The sequence below is a fragment of the Methylocystis heyeri genome (genome assembly GCF_004802635.2).
Lineage (GTDB): Bacteria > Pseudomonadota > Alphaproteobacteria > Rhizobiales > Beijerinckiaceae > Methylocystis > Methylocystis heyeri.
Map to the genome: position 1 here is coordinate 20,427 of NZ_CP046053.1, position 22,219 is coordinate 42,645.

At 61.0% G+C, this 22,219-nt stretch carries 19 protein-coding genes and 2 pseudogenes; 13 read left to right on the forward strand and 8 right to left on the reverse strand.

The genetic code is table 11. The annotated features are described in order from the left end of the window. Positions 1-1,353, reverse strand: a complete 1,353-nt coding sequence (locus tag H2LOC_RS20670) for a transposase (RefSeq protein ID WP_154331765.1) — start codon at positions 1,351-1,353, stop codon at positions 1-3. A 78-nt stretch (positions 1,354-1,431) separates the two neighbouring features. On the opposite strand from H2LOC_RS20670, the pseudogene H2LOC_RS20675 reads away from it, so the two are divergent. Both H2LOC_RS20675 and H2LOC_RS20680 read left to right on the forward strand, forming a co-directional pair. Next, positions 1,432-1,806 (forward strand): annotated as a pseudogene (locus H2LOC_RS20675) (multicopper oxidase domain-containing protein); the annotation flags it as partial. A gap of 235 nt (positions 1,807-2,041) precedes the next feature. After that, positions 2,042-2,344 (forward strand): annotated as a pseudogene (locus H2LOC_RS20680) (Glu/Leu/Phe/Val dehydrogenase); the annotation flags it as partial. A gap of 148 nt (positions 2,345-2,492) precedes the next feature. Here H2LOC_RS20680 and rocD read toward each other — a convergent pair. Beyond that, on the reverse strand, positions 2,493-3,737 hold the full coding sequence (rocD, locus tag H2LOC_RS20685) for an ornithine--oxo-acid transaminase (protein WP_154331767.1): 1,245 nt from the start codon (positions 3,735-3,737) through the stop codon (positions 2,493-2,495). 124 nt (positions 3,738-3,861) lie between these two features. Here rocD and amaB point away from each other — a divergent pair, with 124 nt between their 5' ends. The 7 genes from amaB to H2LOC_RS20720 all read left to right on the forward strand — a co-directional run bounded on the left by amaB (position 3,862) and on the right by H2LOC_RS20720 (position 13,065). Continuing rightward, positions 3,862-5,385, forward strand: a complete 1,524-nt coding sequence (gene amaB / locus H2LOC_RS20690; protein WP_154331768.1) for an L-piperidine-6-carboxylate dehydrogenase — start codon at positions 3,862-3,864, stop codon at positions 5,383-5,385. After that, positions 5,372-6,865: a 2-oxoadipate dioxygenase/decarboxylase HglS gene (hglS, locus tag H2LOC_RS20695; RefSeq protein WP_136498101.1), complete on the forward strand. Its 1,494-nt coding sequence runs from the start codon at positions 5,372-5,374 to the stop codon at positions 6,863-6,865. Before amaB ends, hglS begins: the two co-directional genes overlap by 14 nt. Before the next feature lie 73 nt (positions 6,866-6,938). Next, complete coding sequence (locus tag H2LOC_RS20700; protein WP_136498102.1) at positions 6,939-7,934, forward strand: NAD-dependent epimerase/dehydratase family protein; 996 nt, start codon at positions 6,939-6,941, stop codon at positions 7,932-7,934. Further along, positions 7,912-9,144, forward strand: a complete 1,233-nt coding sequence (locus tag H2LOC_RS20705) for an aminotransferase class I/II-fold pyridoxal phosphate-dependent enzyme (protein ID WP_136498103.1) — start codon at positions 7,912-7,914, stop codon at positions 9,142-9,144. Before H2LOC_RS20700 ends, H2LOC_RS20705 begins: the two co-directional genes overlap by 23 nt. Before the next feature lie 11 nt (positions 9,145-9,155). Next, on the forward strand, positions 9,156-10,433 hold the full coding sequence (locus tag H2LOC_RS20710) for a cystathionine gamma-synthase family protein (RefSeq protein WP_136498104.1): 1,278 nt from the start codon (positions 9,156-9,158) through the stop codon (positions 10,431-10,433). A 463-nt stretch (positions 10,434-10,896) separates the two neighbouring features. Further along, positions 10,897-11,973 (forward strand): PrnB family protein, encoded by a 1,077-nt coding sequence (locus H2LOC_RS20715; RefSeq protein WP_246207334.1) that lies wholly within the window; start codon positions 10,897-10,899, stop codon positions 11,971-11,973. 111 nt (positions 11,974-12,084) lie between these two features. Further along, on the forward strand, positions 12,085-13,065 hold the full coding sequence (locus H2LOC_RS20720) for an NAD(P)-dependent alcohol dehydrogenase (protein WP_136498105.1): 981 nt from the start codon (positions 12,085-12,087) through the stop codon (positions 13,063-13,065). 58 nt (positions 13,066-13,123) lie between these two features. Here the strand turns inward: H2LOC_RS20720 and H2LOC_RS20725 are convergent, their stop codons facing one another. Further along, the gene (locus H2LOC_RS20725; protein ID WP_136498106.1) at positions 13,124-15,073 is read right to left on the reverse strand and encodes an aconitate hydratase; all 1,950 of its coding nucleotides are present in this window, start codon (positions 15,071-15,073) and stop codon (positions 13,124-13,126) included. 484 nt (positions 15,074-15,557) lie between these two features. Here H2LOC_RS20725 and H2LOC_RS20730 point away from each other — a divergent pair, with 484 nt between their 5' ends. After that, complete coding sequence (locus tag H2LOC_RS20730; protein ID WP_136498107.1) at positions 15,558-16,058, forward strand: DUF892 family protein; 501 nt, start codon at positions 15,558-15,560, stop codon at positions 16,056-16,058. Positions 16,059-16,205: 147 nt separating this feature from the next. Here H2LOC_RS20730 and H2LOC_RS20735 read toward each other — a convergent pair whose 3' ends face one another. The 4 genes from H2LOC_RS20735 to H2LOC_RS20750 are packed head-to-tail and all read right to left on the reverse strand — an operon-like array spanning position 16,206 to position 18,422. Beyond that, positions 16,206-16,574 (reverse strand): VOC family protein, encoded by a 369-nt coding sequence (locus tag H2LOC_RS20735; RefSeq protein ID WP_136498108.1) that lies wholly within the window; start codon positions 16,572-16,574, stop codon positions 16,206-16,208. Next, positions 16,571-16,831 carry a DUF4167 domain-containing protein gene (locus tag H2LOC_RS22030; protein WP_136498109.1) on the reverse strand — a complete coding sequence of 87 codons (261 nt, stop codon included), beginning with the start codon at positions 16,829-16,831 and terminating at the stop codon, positions 16,571-16,573. The genes H2LOC_RS20735 and H2LOC_RS22030 overlap by 4 nt, the downstream gene beginning before the upstream one ends. Before the next feature lie 35 nt (positions 16,832-16,866). Beyond that, on the reverse strand, positions 16,867-17,235 hold the full coding sequence (locus H2LOC_RS20745) for a 4a-hydroxytetrahydrobiopterin dehydratase (protein WP_136498110.1): 369 nt from the start codon (positions 17,233-17,235) through the stop codon (positions 16,867-16,869). Next, positions 17,232-18,422: an NADH-quinone oxidoreductase subunit D gene (locus H2LOC_RS20750; protein ID WP_154331770.1), complete on the reverse strand. Its 1,191-nt coding sequence runs from the start codon at positions 18,420-18,422 to the stop codon at positions 17,232-17,234. Before H2LOC_RS20750 ends, H2LOC_RS20745 begins: the two co-directional genes overlap by 4 nt. A 581-nt stretch (positions 18,423-19,003) precedes the next feature. Here H2LOC_RS20750 and H2LOC_RS20755 point away from each other — a divergent pair. The 3 genes from H2LOC_RS20755 to H2LOC_RS20765 all read left to right on the forward strand — a co-directional run bounded on the left by H2LOC_RS20755 (position 19,004) and on the right by H2LOC_RS20765 (position 21,599). Beyond that, positions 19,004-19,381, forward strand: a complete 378-nt coding sequence (locus tag H2LOC_RS20755; RefSeq protein WP_136498111.1) for a PRC-barrel domain-containing protein — start codon at positions 19,004-19,006, stop codon at positions 19,379-19,381. Between the two features lie 452 nt (positions 19,382-19,833). Beyond that, complete coding sequence (locus H2LOC_RS20760; protein ID WP_246207319.1) at positions 19,834-20,175, forward strand: DUF6522 family protein; 342 nt, start codon at positions 19,834-19,836, stop codon at positions 20,173-20,175. A 443-nt stretch (positions 20,176-20,618) separates the two neighbouring features. Further along, positions 20,619-21,599: a complex I NDUFA9 subunit family protein gene (locus tag H2LOC_RS20765; RefSeq protein ID WP_136498112.1), complete on the forward strand. Its 981-nt coding sequence runs from the start codon at positions 20,619-20,621 to the stop codon at positions 21,597-21,599. Between the two features lie 73 nt (positions 21,600-21,672). Here H2LOC_RS20765 and H2LOC_RS21860 read toward each other — a convergent pair whose 3' ends face one another. Further along, on the reverse strand, positions 21,673-22,206 hold the full coding sequence (locus tag H2LOC_RS21860) for a YbhB/YbcL family Raf kinase inhibitor-like protein (protein WP_246207321.1): 534 nt from the start codon (positions 22,204-22,206) through the stop codon (positions 21,673-21,675). Between the last annotated feature and the right edge of the window lie 13 nt (positions 22,207-22,219).

Consider the following 22,219-nt stretch of genomic DNA (forward strand, 5'->3'; position numbering starts at 1 on the left):
TCAATCGGGTTCTGGCATGACGACGACGGTGAAGATGGCCGGCGCGCCCTCGAATTCGGCGATGATGATGATTGCCGCGGCAATATCCGTCTGAACTGCGAACAAGAGGGCGTTTTTGGCGCTCGCAGCCTCCTTCGGCGTGCCGCATCCGGTGAGCGCACGCATCAGCACGCCGAGATTGAACCCAGCGACGTGGATCAGGTATCGTTTGGCGACATTCTCGCGGCCTCGAAGCCAAGCCCGACGCATGCCGCCGCGATCGAGCACATGGGCGAAGCTGCGTTCGACCAGTTCGCCGCGCTTGCGCATGGCGGCGCGTCCGACGCCGGATTTCAGCCGCGCGCGGTTGGCGTAGACCGCGTCACGCGCCGCTTCGTCGCCTCGCCAGCGTAAATAGCCTTTCGCCGGCAAAGGCTCGGCGATCCGGCTCTTCCAGTCGCCGTCGTCGAGGTCCTTCAAAACCTCGCGCGAATGATAGCCCTTGTCCGCGATGATTTCGCAGGGATCGTCCGGCGTCGGCGCGAGGCCGACGGCGGAGAGATTGGCCTTCGCCGTCTCCAGCGTGTCGCCGAGCGTCGTCGTATCGCCCTTGTCGGCCTCATGGATCGGCGCGGCGACGATCACGCCTGTGTCGAGATCGACCGCGTGCTCCGGCTTGTAGGCGAGATGCGTCGTCCCGTCCTTCATCCGCGCGATCTTCGCCTCGGCGTCCGTGGCGCTCGTCCAATCCTCGTTCGAGAGCTTCTTAGCCGTGCGCTTGCGGTCGAAACGCGCCAAATCCTCGGCGCTCGGGGTCGCGATCCCGCTTTCCTTCGCCATGCGTTCGAGCATCGCGTGATAAGTCTCGCCATTGTCGCGCCGCACGATGCTGCGCAGCGCCGCGTTCGCCTCCATGGTCGAACCGTCGACACCGATCCGCTCGCCCTTCACGAGGCCGCGCTCGGCGACGAGCTTCAGGACGAAGCCGAAAACCTTCTCGTGAACCTCGTGCGGCAGACGCGAGCGCGTCTTCGACAGCCACGAATGATCCGGAACTTTCTCGCGCGTCGAAAGACGCAGGAAATCCCGCAGCGAAAAAGAGTCCGCGCAGCGCCATACGATGCCGCGTTCGCTGTCGAGCCCTTCGAAGTAGCCGACCATGTGCATGCGGAAATAGCGCCCTGGTGGCAGCGACGGCGCGCCCATCTTCGCCGCGTAGTAGGGCTTGCAGGCGTTCTCGACGAAAACATCGAAGTCGGCGCCCTGCAAAACCTTCTGAAGCGCGTCGTAAAACGCGTGGCCGGGAGAGCGCGGAAACTCGGCCCACGTGACCACCAAATCGCCCTGCGCACCCGTCTCACGCCGCATCGCCATCAGAAAACCCCAGCCGAATCTCATCGCGAAACGGAATCAGCCGGACGCGACTTCGTCAACGGGCTGCAAACACCGGTCGTCGAAACATGGGAACTCTACAATCTGACAACGGAACTTCACAATTTCCATATCCACCAAACCAAATTCCGGCTCGTCGATCCGATGGCGTCGTCGGGAAGCCCACTCTGGGTCGGCGCGGGACAGCCGGGAATCGCCGAAGATATGGTTCCGTTGCCTTTCGCGGTTCCAGGCGCCGGTTCGCCGCCAATTTTGAACCCCGACGCCACATCGTGCCTCATCGCCGATTTCAAGGCGGGGCGCTGCAAGGTGACGCCGATCGTGGTGCAGATTCCCTTCTCCAAGCTCGGGACGTTCGTCTACCACTGCCATATCCTCGAACACGAGGACGGCGGCATGATGCACGCCATTCGCGTCGTTCCCTCGCCGATCTGAGTTGGAGGTCTCGGCCATGTGTGACCGAGAACAGGTTTATACTCGGCGACGCCGCAAAGGCAGTCGGGGTTCGGAAGCGGATAGCCACTTATTTGGAGCGCAAGATGTGTGACCTTGCCAAAGAGCGACAACGGATCGATGCGGTCCTGGTATCCCGGACTGGCCGACAACGATTGCTCCAGCCCCCTTCAGGCTGAAGCGGCGTGACCGCCCCACACTTCCTCATGGTCTCCCCAATGGACCTACCCTTCCCGAGGCCGACGATATTTTCGGTTCACGGGGGATCGTCGTGGTTCCGGATGTAATCTGCAATTCGGGCGGCGTGACGGTAAGCTATTTCGAGTGGGTGCAGGACTTCGCCAGCTATTTTTGGACCGAGGACGAGATCAATCAGCGCCTCGAAAAAATCGTTCTCGACGCCCTCGAACAGATTTGGCAAACCTCGGAACGACGCGGCGTTTCCCTGCGCACAGCCGCATTCGTGGTCGCCTGCGAGCGCATCCTCACGGCCCACGAAGAACGCGGCCTCTACCTTTGATTGGCGCGTCCTCAACATTATCGCCGCTACGGCCATCCGGGCTTCAGATGAATTTCATATCCCGTCGAGCTGAGAAGAGGCTCGACACCCATCTCCCCTTGTCCTTGCATAAGGGGCAGGGCTACTTGCGCTTCCACGCCGGTTAGAATCATGACGCGACGAACAGACCGCCCGGCGCAGACGCCCGTTGCCCCCGCGGCTCGAGGATTTCGACCAAGACTTCTTCGAAACGATCGATGGCGAAGTCGAGATCCTCGCGGGCGATGACGAGTGGCGGCGCCAGTCGAACAACCGTGTGATGCGTGGCATTCGACAGCACGCCATTTTCAAGCAGGCGTTCGCAAACTTCGCGAGCGCTTGCGAATTGGGGGTCGATCTCGGCCCCAGCCCATAAGCCGCGGCCGCGGACCTCCTTCAGTGCGGGACTATGGATGGCGGCCAAGCGGCGGAACATATGCTCGCCCAATTGCCGGCTCCGCTCCACCAATCCCTCGTCGCGGATCACATGGAGCGCCTCAAGTCCGACCGCAGCCGCGAGGGAATTGCCGCCGAAAGTCGAGCCATGAGACCCCGGCGTAAAGACATCCATGACCTCTTGCCGCGCCGCGAAAGCGGAAACCGGCAACACGCCGCCGCCCAGGGCTTTGCCCAGCATGACGCCGTCCGGCCGGATGTTTTCGTGCTGAAATGCGAACCAGGCGCCCGTCCTGCCCAGACCGGATTGAATTTCGTCGAGCAACAGCAAGACGCGGCGCTGGTCGCACAGCCGGCGCAAGCCGGCGAGCCAGCCATGCGGCGGAACGATGATGCCGGCTTCCCCTTGTATGGGCTCGACCAGCACGGCGGCGGTGTCGGGCGTTATTGCAGCCTCCATCGCCGCGAGGTCTCCGAACGCGGCGGCGCGAAAGCCCGGTGTGAAGGGTCCAAAGCCGTCGCGATATTCCGGCTCCGAAGAGAAACTGATAATCGTCGTGGTGCGGCCGTGAAAATTCCCCGAGGCGACGACGATCTCGGGACGCTGCAGGCCCTTGACGCGATGGCCCCAGCGGCGCGCCGCCTTGATCGCCGTTTCCACGGCCTCGGCTCCGCTGTTCATCGGCAGCGCGACGTCGAGACCGGTCACTTTGCAAACTTCCTCGAGGAATGGACCGAGTCGATCATCGTAATAGGCTCGCGACGGCACCGAAAGGCGTCGCGCTTGCTCGGTGAGCCTTGCAATGATGCGCGGATGGGCGTGACCAAGACTCACCGCCGAATAGGCGCTCATCATGTCGACGTAGCGCCGTCCCTCCACGTCCCACAGATGGGCGCCTTCGCCGCGCGCGAGAACGACCGGCAGCGGCTCGTAGTTCCTCGCGCAGTATCGGCTCCCGCCGCTCGCGACGCCCATCATCCAATGACTCCCGCACTTTGCGAGCCCCCGTCCCGCTCCACATAAGATAGGCGATCAAGTCCGCGCGGCCAGCTCGACTCGCCGAGCAAAGAGGCTGCGCGGGACGAGCGCATGGAGGCGCGCATTGACGGGCGAACTTGCTCAAGAGGCCGCGGAGATACTTGGGAGGTTGGGCGTTGCGTCCGAGACCTTCCAGGGCGGAGGATTCGAGTCGCGTTCGCCGATCACCGGCGAACCGATCGGGAGGCCGCAATTCGACGACGCCGAGTCGGCGACCACCGCCATTGCAGATGCGGAAGGCGCGTTTCACGCCTGGCGAAAAGTTCCGGCGCCGAGCCGAGGCGCCTTCGTCCGCCTGCTCGCAGAGGAGTTGCGCGCCGCCAAGCCGGAACTGGCGCGGCTTGTTACACTCGAAGCGGGAAAGATCTCGTCCGAAAGCCTTGGCGAGGTTCAGGAGATGATCGACATATGCGATTTCGCGGGTGGATTGTCGCGACAGCTCTACGGTCTGACGATCGCGACGGAGCGCGCCGGCCATCGAATGATGGAGACATGGCATCCTCTGGGAGTAGTGGGGATCATCACCAGCTTCAATTTTCCGGTCGCCGTGTGGGCCTGGAACGCGGCGCTCGCGCTGGTTTGCGGCGACGGTTTCGTCTGGAAGCCGTCGGAAAAGACCCCGCTGACGGCGCTTGCGACGCAGGCGCTATTTCGGCGCGCCGCGGCGCGTTTCGGCGCCATTCCCGCGGAGTTGTGCGGCTTGGTTTTGGGCGGGCGGGAGCTCGGCGAGACGCTCGTCGACGACGCGCGCATTCGGCTCGTGTCGGCGACCGGCTCCACCGCCATGGGCCGGTCCGTAGCGCCCCGTCTTGCCCGAAGGTTCGCGCGCGCCATTTTGGAGCTCGGCGGCAACAACGCCGCCATCGTCTGTCCGTCAGCCGGCCTCGATCTCGCCGTGCGCGCCATCGCTTTCGCCGCGATGGGAACCGCCGGACAGCGGTGCACGACGCTGCGGCGGTTGCTCGTGCACGAAGCGGTCTACGACGATGCGCTCGGGCGCCTCCGCCGGGCTTACGCCAGCGTAGCGATCGGCGATCCCCGCGACGGCGCCACGCTGATCGGCCCACTGATCGACGCAAACGCCTATCGGGTCATGCAGGAGGCGCTCGACGAAGCCCGCGAAGCCGGGGGCGTCGTCATGGGCGGGGAGCGGCTGCTCATGGATCGCTTTCCGGGCGCCTACTACGTGCGGCCGGCGCTCGTGGAGATGCCGGAGCAGGTGCCCGTCGTGCGGCGCGAAACCTTCGCGCCCATACTCTACCTGATGAAGCACCAAGACTTCGATCAAGCGCTTCGGATGCACAATGACGTCGCGCACGGCCTCGCTTCGTCGATCTTCACAAACGACGTCGGCGAAGCCGAGCGCTTCCTGTCCGCGGAGGGATCGGATTGTGGCGTCGCCAATGTGAACATCGGGCCGTCGGGCGCCGAAATCGGCGGCGCTTTCGGCGGCGAAAAAGACAGCGGCGGCGGGCGCGAAGCCGGTTCGGATTGCTGGAAGACCTATATGCGCCGCGCCACCAACACGATCAATTATTCGGCCGAGTTGCCGCTGGCGCAGGGAGTGGCGTTCGATGTCGGAGGTTAGAAATCCCGCGAGAATAAATGCGGCTACGCCTTTCGTTTCCGCCGACGCCGTCCGAGCGATGTTCTCGCGGGCGATGTCGGACATGTACAAATTCGAAGCGCCGCAATATACCGCGCTGGCGGAGCTGGTCGCGAAGGTCAATCGCGACGCACTGCGCGAAGCTCCGGAGCTGGAGGAGGAGTTGCGAGAGGCAAGCGAAATCGGTCGACTTGGCGTCGAACGTCACGGCGCCATTCGCGTCGGTAACGCCGAGGAGCTGTCGATCGTCCGCCGGTTGTTCGCTGTCATGGGCATGGTCCCGGTCGGATATTACGATCTTTCGGTCGCCGGAATTCCGGTACACTCCACCGCCTTTCGGCCGATAGACGACGCGGCGCTGCGTCGTAATTCGTTTCGCGTATTCACGTCGCTTCTTCGCCTCGATCTGATCGACGATATTGAGCTGCGACGCGAAGCGGCCGCGATTCTCGCGCGGCGCGAGATCGTCACGCCGCGTGCTCGGAAACTGCTCGACTACTTCGAGAAGGATGGCGGCTTCGATGAAGGGGCGGCGCGCGAATTCGTAACGGAGGCCGTCGAGACGTTCCGCTGGCGCAGCCAAGCGACGGTGTCGGCCGAGCTGTATCGTAAGTTTTTCGCAGCGCATCCGCTCATCGCCGACGTCGCTTGCTTCAACGGGCCGCACATCAACCATCTGACCTTGCGCGCACTCGATATCGACGCCGCCCAATGCGCGATGGCGGCACGCAATATGAATCCGAAAGCGATCGTCGAGGGCCCTCCGCGTCGCCGCCGCCCGATCTTGCTGCGTCAGACGAGTTTCAGAGCGCTTCCCGAACCGATCTCTTTCACGGAGGCGGACGGCTCGCGCGCAGAGGGCGTGCACGCGGCGCGCTTTGGCGAAATCGAGCAACGCGGCGCCGCGCTCACCGCGAAAGGGCGATCGCTCTATGATCGTCTCCTCGCCGACGCCCATGCCGCCGCGCCGCTTGCGGCCGACGGCTCGAATGCGGCGGCCTTCGTCGAGGAGCTTGGACGCCGTTTCGCGGCATTTCCCGACGACGACGCGACGCTGCGCGCGGAGAGACTCGCCTTCTTCCGCTATTCGCCGACAGCCGAGGGTGTGAGCCACGAAGGCGCTGCGCCGCCCGCGTCGATCGAGGAACTGCTGCGCGCGGGCCTGCTTCGAATCCAACCGATCATTTACGAGGATTTCTTGCCGGTGAGTGCCGCCGGCATTTTTCGATCGAATCTGAAGGAGGAGCGGCGCGAAAGTTATGTCGAACGCGCCAGTCGGAAGGCGTTCGAAGAGGCGATGGGAACCGAGATCCTAGACGAGCTCACGCTTTATCAAGAGGCGGAGCGGTCATCTCTGGCGGCGGGCCTGGAGGTTTTGGGATTGGACCCGGCGGGGGCGTTCACGCAAGGATCGAAATCTTTCGGCGCCGACATTGGCGTCCCGGCAAACAGCCATAACTAGAGAGTATGGCGCTCACCCACGCATCGGCAAACGCCGCCGGGCGGGGGAGCTGGCGGCGTCATTAGGGGGGGAGATGCGACCCATCCTGGTCACCGGCGCGCTCGGCCAGATCGGCGCCGAACTGGTCCCGGCCCTGCAAGAACGCTATGGAGTCGAGCGCGTTGTCGCCTCCGATCTGAGGCCGTGCGCGCCAGCGATCGGCCTTTACGAGCGCCTCGACTGCACCGAGCCACAAATGATCGCCGACGTCATACGCCGATATGACATTGGCAGGGTGTATCACCTCGCTGCGCTTCTCTCCGCCGTCGCGGAGGCGAGGCCGCAAGACGCCTGGAACGTCAACATGGGCGGCCTGCGCAATTTGCTCGAAGCGGCGCGCCGGTTTGGCTGCCAGCTGTTCTTCCCAAGTTCGATCGCCGCTTTCGGACCTTCGACGCCGCGCAGGCGGACGCCGCAAGTAACCATCCAGCGTCCGATCACCATCTATGGCGTCAGCAAACTCGCCGGCGAATTGCTGTGCGACTATTACTTCAACCGTTTCGGTGTCGACGTGAGGGGCCTGCGCTTGCCGGGCCTCGTTTCCGCCGGCGCAGCGCCCGGCGGCGGCACGACCGACTATGCGGTCGAGATGTTTCACGCGGCCGTGCGGGGCGAGCGCTACGCGTGCTTCCTCTCGGCGAACACGCGTCTCGACATGATGTACATGCCGGATGCGATCAGCGCGATCATCGAGCTGATGGAAGCGGATGCCGCCCCGCTAAGATATCGCAACGCATACAATGTGACCGCGATGAGCATTACGCCCGTCGAACTCGTAGTTGAAATCCGCAAGCACGCGCCGCAGTTTGTCGTGGATTTTCGTGTCGACCCGTTGCGTCAGTCGATTGCGGATTCCTGGCCGCAATCGCTCGACGCCAACGCCGCGCGTGAGGATTGGCGTTTTGCGCCGAGCTTCGATCTCGCCGCGATGACAGCGGACATGTTCGCGCGGTTATCCGCGAAGATAGCCGCGCCGAAAGACGACGGGCTCGAAAGCGAGACGCCCCATGCCGACGCAAGGATTGACTAAGGCGCTCGCGACGCGGCTGGACGAGCTGGCGGGCGCCGGACGGCTGAAGGGAAAGGAAACCGTGATTCGCGGTTTTATTCCCGCACGCGGCGGCGATGGTCCGCGCTATCTGATCGCAGGCGAGGGCGACTGGCCGTTCCTGCGCATGAACGCCAACAATTACCTCGGCATGTCGCTACGTTTGGAAGTGGTGGCGGCCGAAGAGGAGGCGGCCGCGAACTATGGCGCGGGGCCCGGCGCGGTGCGTTTCATAGGCGGAACCTGGACGCCGCATATCGCACTCGAACAGCGGCTCGCCGCCTTTCACAGGCGGCCCGCGGCCATGCTGTTTTCGTCGGCGTACGCCGCGATCATGGGCGTAATTCCGCCGCTCGTCACCGACAGGACCGCGCTGATCAGCGACGAACTCAACCATAATTGCATCATCAACGCGATCGCGCTAGCGCGGCCGGCCGAAAAGCGCATTTACAAGCATGTCGACATGGGCGAACTTGAGCGCTGTCTCGAAGCAGCCGGCAAGAGCTGCGCCCGCGCGATCATCGTGACCGACGGCGTCTTCAGCATGCGCGGCGACCATGCCCCTCTCGACCGCATCATGGGGCTGGCGCGCGCCTATGATGGCGCTTTCGCCGAGAACGCCATCGTGGTGGTGGACGATTCGCACGGCGTCGGCGCATTGGGCGCGAGTGGCCGCGGCGCTGAGGAATACACGCAGTCGCCGGCGGTCGATGTGTTGGTCGCGACGCTGGGAAAGGCTCTCGGCGTGAACGGCGGCTATGTCGTCGCGGACGAGATCGTCATCCGCTATCTGCGCGAGACCTCGCCGCTCTATGTCTTTTCGAATCCGATCACCCCGGGGGAGGCCGCCGCCGCCCATCGCGCGCTCGACATATTGGACAGTCCGGCGGGTCTGGCGTTGCTCGCGCATTTGCGGGCGATGACGGCTCGGTTCAAGGCGGGACTCGTCAAGCTCGGCTTCGAGACGCTGCCCGGAGAACATCCAGTGGTTCCGCTGCTCACGCGCGACGCAGCACGCACATTGTCCTTGACCGCGCATTTGTGGCGACGGGGCGTGCTCGTCACCGGCCTCACTTTCCCGGTGGTGCCAAAGGAGGAAGACGAGATTCGTTTTCAAATCAGCGCGGACCACACACCGGCCGACATCGACGCCGCGCTCGAGGCGCTGGCGGAGGTCGCGCCAAACCATTGAGAGGCTTCATCATGGACAGCGCCCGCTATCGCAAGGCCAGCATCGGCGGACATCGGCTCCATCCCGAAACGCTGATGCTCGGTTATGGTTACGACCCTGCGCTTTCCGAAGGCTCGGTCAAGCCGCCAGTGTTTCTCACATCGACCTTCGTCTTTCAGACCGCGGAACAGGGGCGCGATTTTTTCGACTACATGGCCGGACGCCGCACGCCTCCGCCGGAAAGTAAAACCGGTCTCGTCTATTCCCGCTTCAATCATCCCAATCTCGAAATCGTCGAGGATCGCTTGGCGATTTACGAGCACGCCGAATGCGGTTTGGTTTTTTCCTCCGGCATGGCGGCGATCCTTACGACGATCCTCGCCTATGTGCGGCCCGGCGAAACGATCCTGCACAGCCGCCCGCTCTATGGCGGCACGGAAGTTCTGATCGACAAGACCCTCGCGCAGTTTGGCGTCACGGGCGTCGGCTTTACCGATGGGCTGGACGAGGCGAAGATTCGATCCGCGGCCGAGCGCGCCAAGGCTGCGGGACGCATCGCCTTGATCTTCGTCGAGACGCCGTCCAATCCGATGAACAGCCTGGTCGACATCGCGCTCGTGAGGCGCATTGCCGAAGACATCGAGCACGAACAGGGCGCACGACCGATCATCTGTTGCGACAACACGCTGCTTGGACCCGTTTTCCAGTCGCCGCTACGGCATGGCGCCGATCTGTCGCTTTATTCGCTGACGAAATATGTGGGCGGCCACAGCGATCTCATCGGCGGCGCGGTCATTGGCTCTTGCGCGCATCTCCAACCAATTCGTGCGATGCGCGGCGGTTTCGGCACGCAGCTCGACGCACATTCATGCTGGATGCTGGGCCGTTCGCTCGAGACGCTGTCGCTGCGCATGGAGCGCGCCGCCGGCAACGCGGTCATTGTGGCGAAGTTTCTCGCCGATCACCCCAAGGTTGCGAGCGTTCATTATCCGCTGCTTCTGCCCGCCGATCATCCCACGCGCCGCTTGATGGAGCGCCAGTCCAATTCGGCAGGATCGACCTTCTCCTTCGAGGTTCGGGGCGGGCAAGCGGAAGCATTCGCCTTTCTCAATCGACTCAAAATATTCAAGCTGGCGGTCAGCCTCGGCGGGACGGAATCCTTGATATGCCACCCGACGACGACAGTGCATTCCGGCATCAGCGAAGAAGCGCGTCGTGAGATCGGCATCACCCCAGCCCTCATTCGCGCCTCGATCGGGATCGAACATCCGGACGATCTCGTCGCCGACATCGCACAGGCCTTTGGATGAGCGGACGACAGCGACGGCCGGCGTGCAAAAGCGGGCCGCTTCAAGCTTACGTCACGGTCTCTCCTACCATCTGCCGCACATCGTCATCGTCTGAATGCGCTCCTTGAAACCATACGAAAAGAAACTATCTCTGAGCGCGAACTGGCGGAAAGGGCAAGCATTCAACGAGCGCGGAGGCCGAGATGGCCATTCGCCATCACCGTGATTGACGATGTGATCTGGTATGCGGAGTCGGCAATGACGCCGGACATGTTGGTGCGGTTCGATGTGACGACTGAAACGTTTCATCGTTGGCCGATGCCTTCGGGTGGTGGCGTCATACGCGATTCGACACCGACGCCCGCCAGTAGATGAGCGCTTGCTTGCCGCGGCGTCGACACGGTGGCGCTGGTCGAGATCGCCAAAGGAGCGAATTGAGCAATTGCCGGCCGTCAGGACCCAAGGCAGTGAACTGTTGAAGCCGGTGTATGCCCGGCGCGGCTTCCTTCCGGAAACCGATCCCCTCGCCGCGTTTCCCTCAGGATCGCCCTACGCCGCGCTCGATGAGATCGGGCGCGATCTTCCCAGCCTGCTTCATGAGAAGGCATTTCGGGGCTATGCGCGCGCCTTGCGCATTCCCAAGTGGGAAGGCCCCGTCTCCGAGGAGACCTTGCCGCAACTTCGCCTCTACTACGTGCGGGTCGGCTTTCTGGCCGCCGCCTATGTCAACCAAGTCGCTGAGGAGCCGGCGGAGACGCTCCCGCGCAACATCGCCGAGCCGCTCATCGACGCGGCGAGGCGGCTCAAGCGTCCGCCGATCCTGAGCTACGACGGTTATGCGCTGTATAATTGGAAGCGCTTTCGCAAGGATGGCCCGATCCGGCTCGGCAACATCGACACCATCCAGAACTTCGTCCACATGTACGACGAGCATTGGTTCATCCTTGTGCATGTCGAAATCGAGTCGATCGCAGCCGACATCCTCGGCGCGATCGCGACGGTCAAGCGCAAGCAGACTGAAGAAAAGGACGAGGATCTTCGCGCCGAACTGTGGCGGATCGAAAAATGCGTGAGGCGCCAAGTGGAGGTGCTCAAACGCATTCCCGAGCACATGGATTCCCAGCTGTACTATAAGACCTTCCGACCCTACATCCGCTTCTTTGAGAACGTGACCTATGAAGGCGACGACCGCGCGCCCATGCATTTTCGCGGCGAGACCGGCGCACAAAGCAGCATCATGCCGACGCTGGTCGCCTTCATGAAGATTCCCCACCAACGATCCGTTCTCACGGATCACCTCGACGATATGCGTAATTACATGCCCCCCGAGCATCGGGCGCTGATCGAGGAGGTCGAGGCCATGCCCGACATCCGCAGCCCCATGCATAAAGAGCCATACAACGCCATCCTTGACGCGATGGCGGCCTTCCGCCGGGTGCATTACGGCTGGGCGGAGGAATACATCAATCGCCGGACTGACGATCCTACGGGAACAGGCGGCACACCCTATATGCAATGGCTGCAAAAGATGCTGGTCGAAACCGAGGCTCACCGCGCCTGAGCAGCGAAGGCCGGCAAGCTTCCACCCCGGAGAGGACGCACGGCCCGCCGGCAGGGGAAGGGTCGAGTCCTGGACGGCGAGGTCGAACCATAGCAAACGCGGAGTTCGAGTATGAAAGCGATCGCCATCGATGGCTACGGCGATGCCGGCGAGTTGCAGGCGCGCGAGGCCCCTGATTTGAAGCCGGGCAACGAAGATATCCTGATCCGTGTGCGCGCCGCAGGCGTGAATCCGCTGGATTGGAAGATACGCCAAGGCCAGTTGCGCCTCTTCCTCCGCTTGCGCTTTCCATACGTGCTGGGGTCCGACATCGCCGGCGAGGTCGTGTCGACGGGCATCCTCGCGAAGAGGTTCAAGGCGGGGGACCCGGTGTTCGCCTTCAGCGATCCGAAGCGTGGGGGAGCCTACGCCGAACTCGCGGTCGTGAACCAAGCTGCGGCCGCCCGGAAGCCCGACTCGCTGGACTTCGCGGAGACGGCTTCTCTGCCCATTGCAGGCTGCACGGCTTTGCAGGCGCTGCGCGATATAGGCCGTGTGTCCCAAGGTGCAAAAGTCCTCGTCCTCGGCGGCGCCGGCGGCGTCGGGCATTTCGCGGTCCAGATCGCCAAGGCGCTCGGGGCCATGACGACGGCCACTTGCGGACCCGCGAACGTCGACTTCGTGCGCTCTCTCGGGGCCGACTGCGTCATCGACTACAGCCGCAAAAACTGTCTCGGCGGCAGAGATCATTACGATGTCATCTTCGACGCCGTCGGGAAGAGTTCTTTCTCGGCTTGCCGCCACGCGCTCGCTCCCGGCGGAACCTATGTCACCACACTGCCGAGCCCCGATCTCTTCTTCTGGGGGCCGGTCCAGCGGGTCGCCAAGTTGTTCGGCCAAGCGAAACAGGCGCGGCTGATCATGGTCCGGCCGAATGGCGAGGATCTCGCCTATCTCGGTGGGCTGGCCGACAAGGGGAAGCTCAAGCCCACCGTGAGCCTGAGATTTCCTCTCGATCGAGCGTCGGAAGCGCATCAAGCGAGCCAAGCCGGCCACGCTCGCGGCAAGATCGTATTGGATATCTGCGGTCACGCTTCAGCGCTGCCCGCATGAACGCCTCAAAGTGAGCGGTCATGGAGCCGTAAGAAACCTCGCCTTGATTTTGCGGGACCTAGGCGGCTTTGCGCCTGTTGTTTCGACGGAGATTTACGACGCCGCCGGCGAGAACGGTCTCGATCTGATCCGACGTCAGGCCGTGTTGCGTCTCTATCGTAACCTTTGAGGATTCCACCAGGATCTCCCCACCGCTTTCAAGCTGGCGGCGCAGATCTCGGATTCGAAGCGCGTCGTCTCGCTCCAGTCGATCATAGTCGGCCGGCTCAAGGAACTGCAGCGGAAGTATTCCGTAGTTGATGAGGTTTTGCCGATGGATGCGCGCGAAGCTCTTCGCGATGACGACCCTGAGGCCGAGATAGCGCGGAGCCGCGGCGGCGTGCTCGCGGGAGGAGCCCTGCCCATAGTTTTTGCCGGCGACCACGGCATGCCCCGCCTTCTGCCCAATGGCGCGAGCGCGAGCGACATAGGTCGGATCGACGCGTTCAAATGAAAAGTCAGCAATTTTCTGGAGGTTGGAACGGTAAGGCAGCGCCCTCGCTCCAGCGGGCATAATTTCGTCGGTAGACACGTCGTCCTGCATCTTGAGAAGCACAGGCATCTGCAATTCATCAGGAAGCGGATCGAATTCTGGCAGCGACTTGATATTCGCACCCTTCACCAATGCGACCTTCTGCGCTTCGTCGATCGGAAGCGGCGGCTCAAGCAAGGAGGAGGACAAATGCGGGATCGCCGGTTGCGAGAGCCTCGGATAGGGAATGTCTAGCGTCCTCGGATCGCGGATTTTACCGACAAGAGCCGAGGCTGCGGCGGTTTCGGGTGAGCATAAAAAGACCGAGTCTTCTTCGGTTCCTGAGCGCCCCGGAAAATTGCGCGGGGTGGTGCGAAGTGAATTGCGTCCGATCGCCGGGGCCTGTCCCATGCCGATGCAGCCGTTGCATCCGGTCTGGTGAATTCGCGCGCCGGCGGCCACGAGTGCGCCAAGGCGCCCGTCATTGATCAGCATCTGTAGCACTTGCCGCGACGTCGGATTTACATCGAACGAGACGCCGGGCGGGACCGTTCTATCCCGGACAATTTCCGCAGCGATGGCGAAGTCCCGCCATCCCGGGTTGGCTGAGGAGCCGATGTAAGACTGGGCTATCTCTTCGCCTTGGACTTCTCGAACGGCGACGACCTTGCCGGGGCTCGAGGGCTTGGCGATGAGCGGTTCTAGGTTCGAGAGATTGATTTGATCGTGCTGATCATAGCCGCAGCCCATGTCCGCCGTGAGTTCGCGCCAGTCATGTCCTCTTTCCTGCGATTCCAAAAACGCACGCGTCATCTCGTCGGAAGGAAAGACGGAAGTGGTGGCGCCGAGTTCAGCGCCCATATTGGCGATCACGTGCCTGTCCATCGCCGTCAGGTTGCGCAGCCCGGCGCCATGGTATTCGATGATCTTGCCGACACCGCCGGCAACGCCGTGACGCCGCAACATCTCCAGGATGACGTCCTTGGCGCTGACCCAGTCCGGCAGAGCGCCTGTCAACTCCACGCCGAATATCGCCGGCATTGTCGTCGAATAGGGTTCACCCGCCATTGCGAGCGCGACATCCAATCCGCCGGCGCCGATCGCCAGCATGCAGAGCGAGCCCGCAGCCGGCGTATGACTGTCGGAGCCCAGTAGCGATTTACCGGGACGCCCGAAACGCTCCATATGAACGAGATGGCTGATCCCGTTGCCGGGTCGCGAATACCATATGCCGTATCTTCGGCACGCGCTTTCGAGGAAGAGGTGATCCTCTGCGTTCAGATTGTCGATTTGCAATAGGTTGTGATCGACATATTGAACGCTCACTTCGGTCTTCACTCGATCCAGCTTCATCGCTTCGAGCGATAGCATCGCGAGCGTGCCGGTCGCGTCCTGCGTGAGGGTCTGATCGATCCGCAGCGCAAGCGGCGCGCCGGCTAAGCCGCCCCCGCTCACGCGATGACATTCGATTAGCTTTTGGGTGATATTCAAGGCCATTGTAGGCGCTGAAACGGCCGCTTATGGGGCCTTCCTCCTCTCCTCGGGAAAACATAGAGCGATAACGCTCGATTGGCAGAGGCGATTCCGAAATTGTCGCACACGCCGCCAGTGAAGGCGCGACTTTAGAAAGAGTTCTCACGCTCTCGCGTAAACGGCAGTGATCGCGCGGTGCGCTGCATCGACCGTTTGCCCTGTGCATTAGCGATCCCTCGAACGCGTTCAGCATATGGTCGTGCCCGCGCAACGCACTAATTCTGGTTATCGAAGAGCTCCGCGGAGGTGCTGAGGTCACGCTTGCGCAGCTCTTGGCCGTTCCTCTTCAGCGTCGTTCCACTTCGGCGGACAGAGCGAAGGCGGCGCGGGAGGGGTGACCTGCGTCGGCGGCAAAAGTCTGTTTTAACCGTGAATGAGTTGAATTGCCGTTAGAACGGTTCGAAGCCAGTGGCGTCCGCTTACCGCCCACTTTTGCACGGAAGAGAACATGGCAACCGCAGAAAATGGACTAACGGAGTGGTTTCGCGACGCCGAGGCAATGGAGAAGCAAGCTACGACAATGCTTGATGCACTCGCGAAGCGGATCGAAATATACCCAGATGTAAAAGCGCAAATTGAACGCCATCTCCAAGAAATGCGGGAACAGGCAACCGCACTGCAGGGATATTTAGAGCGGCCACGTGAAGGCGCGCCTACTTTGAAGGAATTAGTTGGGCAATCTATAGCTACGCAGCCGGATCTCAGCGGGGCGTTCGTGGGCGATAAGCTGGTCAAGCGCGCTATCACGGAGATTTCATGCTATAATATTCTTATTGCTGCAGCCGCAGCTGTCGGAGACAGCGAGACGCGTGCAACGTGTCAGGATATTCTGTGTCAAGAAGAGGCGATGTTAAATTGGCTCAAGAATTACCTTGCTTCCTCGACAGTTGAGTATCTCAGTCCAGAAGAGACGCCCGACGGAGAAGCATCGACGCACTCCAAGCCGTAAAGACAACGAGGTAGGTCCAGCCTCTCTCTTCGATCACGAGCCCCGCAAGAGCGAAATCGCCGTGCAGCGTCATTGTCTTTCTGGCAGGTGTCGGTGGGGCGAATTTTCACCTACGCCGATCCTGGACCCCATGGCTACGAACGGCCGTCACCGCGGCGCGGTCATCAATTCGAGAACATGACCGTCCGGGTTCTTGAAATATACTCCGCGACCGCCATTCCAGTCATTGAGCATGCCGTCGTCGATGTTCCAAGGGGCGCTTCCATAAGCGACTCCGGCATCCTGGACGCGGTGAAGGATGGCGTCAAATTCAGCGTCGCTGACATGAAACGCGTAGTGGCAGCTTTGGAATGACGCACTGTCGTCGAATAGGAACGTCAGCGTGCTGTTCACGCGCACCGGCGCGAAATGATCACTCCCTCCCTCAAAATCGAGACCGAAAATCTGTGCGAATAGGCGCGCCGCAGCTTCTTTGTTGCGAGCCGGCACGATGGTGTGGTTCAAGGTGATCGTCATTGTGCGCCGAGCTTTCTGATTTTGCTGTTGGCCTGTTCGCTCATTAGCCGAAAATAATGCTCTGCGTGTTGGTAACAGTTCTCCATTTCGGTCGCATCTCCCGTAAATCCAGCGGCGCGTGCGAGGGCCATATAGCGTTCGTAACTTCCTTGGGGATCGGTAAGCCGACCGCCTACGTCTCTGGTTAATTTCTTCTCCGACCCTTTGGAGCGGACGGAAAATGGTCCGATGGTAGGGCTGTGTCTATGAGTTCTCATAGTTCTCCTTCTGCCATAGGGCTGCGTGGAGCTTCCTATTTATTCCGGTCGGCGACCGAAGCGCGCGTGCTATCGAACAACCGGTCGATCTTAACGGCCATGATGAAGTCGTTCTCATGCAGGCCCTTGATCTTCTTGGTTTGCAAGGACACTTTTGCGTAGCCCCAACCGAAGCAGATTTCGGGGTGATGACGCTCGGCCTCGGCGAGTTCGCCGACCCCTTCGACGAAGTTCAAGGCTTCGCGAAAATTCGTGAAGTGGAATTTTCTCTCGATGCGATGCCCATCGTCGGGCAATTCCCAATCTTTGCAATTCGCTCGAAGAGCCTCGGCTTCTTCGCGCTCGAGCGGCGGAATGCCGCCGCGGCAGGGTGTGCAAGTCTTGTCCGCCAGAGCAGTCGTCATCGATCGATCTCCCCGAAGACAATGTCGAGCGAACCGACGATCGCCGCCACGTCGGCGAGCATATGGCCTCGCGTAAGGTAGTCCGTTGCAGCAAGGTGGGCGAAGGACGGCGCTCTGATCTTGCACCTGTATGGCTTGTTGGTCCCGTCAGAGACGAGATAGACGCCGAATTCCCCCTTGGGCGCTTCGACCGCGGCATAGACCTCGCCCGCGGGCACGCGGAAGCCCTCGGTGTACAGCTTGAACTGTTCGATCATCGCTTCCATCGAGCGTTTCATTTCGGCGCGCTTCGGCGGCGTGATTTTGTGATTATCCACCGCGATTGGTCCCTTGCCTTCTGTCGACGCCAACTTGTCCAGGCATTGCTTCATGATGTGCGTCGACTGTCGCATCTCCTCCATGCGGATGCAGTAGCGGTCGTAACAATCGCCGTGTTTCGAGACAGGAATGTCGAAGTCCAATTCCTCATAGCATTCGTAAGGCTGCGCTTTACGCAAATCCCACGCGGCGCCGCAGCTCCGGACGAACACGCCGGAAAAACCCAGCGCCCATGCGTCTTCGAGCCTTACGACGCCGATGTCCACGTTCCGCTGCTTGAAGATGCGATTGTCGGTGAGCAAGGTTTCGAGATCGTCGCAGACTTTCGAGAAGGGATTGCAGAATGAGTGGATATCTTCGAGAAGCTGTTCGGGCAAATCCTGGTGCACGCCGCCAACGCGAAAATAATTGGCGTGCATGCGCGCGCCCGAGGCGCGCTCATAGAACACCATCAGCTTCTCGCGCTCTTCGAAGCCCCATAAATTCGGGGTGAGCGCGCCGATGTCCGACGCTTGAGTGGTGATATTGAGCAGATGCGAAAGAAGCCGGCCGATCTCGCAAAAGAGCACGCGGATGAGCTGCGCTCGCTTTGGAAGTCGGAGGCCAAGCAGTTTCTCCGCCGCGAGACAGAAGGCGTGCTCTTGATTCATCGGCGCCACATAATCCAACCGGTCGAAATAAGGTAGCGCTTGCAGGTAGGTCTTGTTTTCGATGAGTTTCTCCGTGCCGCGATGCAAAAAACCGATATGGGGATCGACGCGAGTCACCACCTCGCCGTCTAGTTCGAGCACGAGTCGGAGCACACCGTGAGCAGCCGGATGCACTGGTCCGAAATTTATCGTGAAGGCGCGTTCCGATGTGAGACTCATGATGAGACGCCTGTGTGATCTGCTGGGACAACTCCATGAAAAAAGAACTGAAGGTTCCTTCGGGTTCAGCATCGAGAAACTCGATGAGCGCCGGCGCCGCTTATGATGGTTCGAATATCTGGACACCGGGCAGAGCAGCTGGCGCTAGCAGGAGGTTAGACTTGAACGGAACTCCTGCTCTGCTCGAGCAGTCGCTAAAAATCCGGCTTCGCGGGCGCTGATTTTCAAACGCTAGTTCAGGACCGGCGGCGAACTGAAAAATGGGATCGCAGATGGGGAAGTTCAACGCCTCTGTAGCTTCCCCGATCACCCAAACATGAAAAAACATGGAAAGAGTGCGTGTTTTGCTGACGGCGATCGTTGCCGGGCGAGCAACCTCTCCTAGCTAAGCCTCATGCTGTGGAGAATGAGGCCGGCCTTCGTGTCTGTCCTGAAGCCCTTCGAGAAGGGGCGCAACATCTTTCGATCGCAATGCGCGCTCGAAGTCGTCCCAACAAGTAGTGGTTGGGTCGATCACTCTTTTGCGCCGTCGAAGGTGGCACTCGACCCCACTTACCCTCTACCTTGATAGGAGCTGGAAAATGGCTACCGCCACTGCCCATCCCAAGTTCAATCTGATCTCAAGCGAACACGTCGTGGGCGCCAAAATTTATGATCCGGGCGGCAAAGAGATCGGCGAAATCGATCACCTGATGATCGATAAGATCTCGGGTCATGCTCGTTACGCCGTAGTAAACTTTTGCGGCTTCATGTGCCTCCGCCCCGGCCACCATCCGCTGCCATGGAGCTCTCTCAAATACGACAGGGAACGTGAAGGCTACCTCGCGAACGTCACGGAACAGCTCCTCGAGGCTGCTCCCGATTTCAGCGACGATAGCTGGATGGATCGGGAATGGGAGATGCGGGTGCATCGGCACTACGCGGCGCACCCCTATTGGGAGGAAAGTGCAACGCTATAGGCGCACCGGAAGCCTGTTTGGACGTAATTCAAGCGATGCGACGCTGGGAACGGGCTGGGGGACCGCTGACCGCCGGGAGGCGCGCCGGGCGGCAGTGTGGCCGGGAGCAGACCAACGGGCGACGACGAAGCTGAACGCACGCAGCGCCGGGCGGCAGGAACGCATAGCGTTCATGACGATCTCTCGTTGGCAATTTATCGTCGCGTTTCCGGACTCCCTCATTTTTTCGCGTCAAAGGCCCAGGCGCTCAAGGCATCTTCTAACCAATGTGTTTGAGGAAACGATCGGCGACCTGAGACATCGTCATCTTCGTTGCGCCGATGAATTGATTTTCGGAGCAGCTCCGTCGCCGACGGCATATTGTGTTGCGGCGCATTGGGTCGGACCGGAAGAAGGCAAGGCGACATGAATTGAAAAGAGAGTGGGTTTGAATTGGTCTGGAGCAGCAACATATGACCGCAGATGCCGTAAAGCCATATTCGTCGCTTCTGGGCGAAGCTTCCGCTACGACGATCGCGTTCGAGGATGATGCGGTTCAGGTTCCCGCCGCAGTGATCGCATATGGGTTCGATCTTGAAACGCCGATGGTTCAATCACTGATGCGCAGCGGGGAACTGACGAGCCTCTGTGAGAAGGGCGAGAACGAGGATGTGGGACGATACCGGCTGACGTTTTTCTATAAGAATCGGCGCTTTCAATTGATTGTCAACTCGACCGGCAAGATCCTCCAGCGATCTGTAATCGATTTCGGTGATCGGGAATTGCCGGCCGCCTTGCACAAGCCCGGAATCTAGAATGTGACCAAGGCTCGAAGAGCCCCGGCTTCGCTCTGGGGTCACTATGGAACCGTCCTTTGCAAAGATACTACTGCGGTGGTGGCGTTCAAACCAGTTATGCTCATTGAACAACTGGCCGTCGTTGATATCGCTTCCGGCAAAGCAGCAACGGCTTGATTGAAAACGCGCGCCGTCGGAGACAGTTCTGAGTTGGCCGCTGCACGAAATCAGAACGCCTCAAGGTTTGTGAGTCAATTGCGCGTTCTCCCCTGTCGGCGGATTTCGCGATGAACGCTTTTATCGGCTGTGCGCACGAGACACGCGCAATCGCTCCCCTATCTGACATCATTGCGGCGTCGCGGACGTGACGAACGGGAGCGGCGCCGGTAGAGGCGATCACGAGGGCGGCAACTTCTGTTCTCGCCTGACGGTTGATTCCGCTAAAACTCCGTGAGGCCGCGGTGAACGATAATCAAACGCGAAAAGGGCTGGTGACAGTATTTGGCGGATCCGGCTTTATCGGGCGACATGTCGTGCGCGCGCTAGCGCGTAACGGGTGGTGCGTCCGCGTGGCGTGCCGACGCCCTGATCGCGCCTTCGATCTGCGGTCACTCGGCGAGCCGGGCCAAATTGATGTGGTTCAGGCTAATTTGCGGTCTCCGCAGTCGATCGCAGCCGCGCTAGAAGGCGCGGACGCCGCAATCAATCTCGTCGGCATCCTGATCGAAAGTAACGATCAGACATTTGCCGATATTCAGTCGCAGGGAGCGCGCACGGTAGCCGAAGCGGTTAAAGAAGCCGGCATTACGCGTTTCGTTCACATATCGGCGATCGGCGCACGTATAAACTCTCCTTCCGCTTACGCCCGCAGCAAGGCCGAGGGCGAGGCCGCGGTGCACGAACTGGCGCCCCACGCCGTCATTTTTCGCCCGTCGATCGTGTTTGGCCCAGAGGATGATTTCTTCAACCGGTTCGCAGCCATGGCCCGGCTCATGCCGATTCTGCCGCTCGTCGGCGCAAGCACACGATTCCAACCCGTTTTCGTGGATGACATCGCACAGGCCGCGGCTCTCGCCCTCGACGGCAAGGCGACCCCCGGAGCAATCTACGAGCTGGGTGGACCCGAGGTGAAGACCTTTCGTGAACTCGTTCAGTATGTTTGCGACGTTACACGCCGGCACCGGTATTTGGTCCCGCTCTCGTTCGAAATGGGGAAGCTCATGGCGAGCACCACACAAATTGCCGGCAAGCTGTCCCTCGGACTGTTCCCGAAATTGCTATCCATGACGACCGATCAGGTTGAATTGCTCCGCCGTGACAACGTCGTTTCGGATGAGGCGAAAGCGAGCGGAGCGACGCTGGAAGGACTGGGAATCATGCCGCAGCTAATTGCAGCCGTCGTCCCCGCCTATCTCTATCACCGCCGCAAGGTCGGCCAGTAGCGATCGCGGCGCCTCGATTGATCTTGAAGTCTCAACCCAGGTCGTGGCTGGCATTGTTGCTCGGCGCCGAAACTTATTCCACGACAGGAATCGAAAGAGTTTGCCCGGGGTTTGAACACGTTTCCTTGTCACCGCCGATAGATGCCGACCAAAGTCGCCTCCTGCAGTGCGAATTTGCGCACCTCTTGTTCAACTTCTTCGTAAGAAGGATGGGTTCGAAATGGAAGGTCTGCGCGTGGAAGTGCGAGCAGGCGAAAATGGTAATGATGAACTCCTTGTCGATCGGGGGGACATGGCCCGCAATGTCCAAGCGGTCTGGAATCGTTAATTGCCTGTTTGAAATTGTCATGGGTTTTCGGTTGCCCTGCGCCTTCGACAAGACCGGTTCAATCGACAGGAATGTTGTGGGCAGCCCAATGATCCAGGCGCCCGCAGGCGCGTCGGGATCGTCGCGTATCAAGGCGAAATTCTGGGTTCGCGCGAGTGCATCAAAGCATTGCAAAGCTGGCGATCGCGTGCAGGAATCGCGACTGTGGCGATGGATAGGCGAAAATCGGCTCGCGCGCGCCGACGCGCCGTCGGCGGGGAGCAAAAGCGTGTTGTTCACGGGGAGAAGGAGC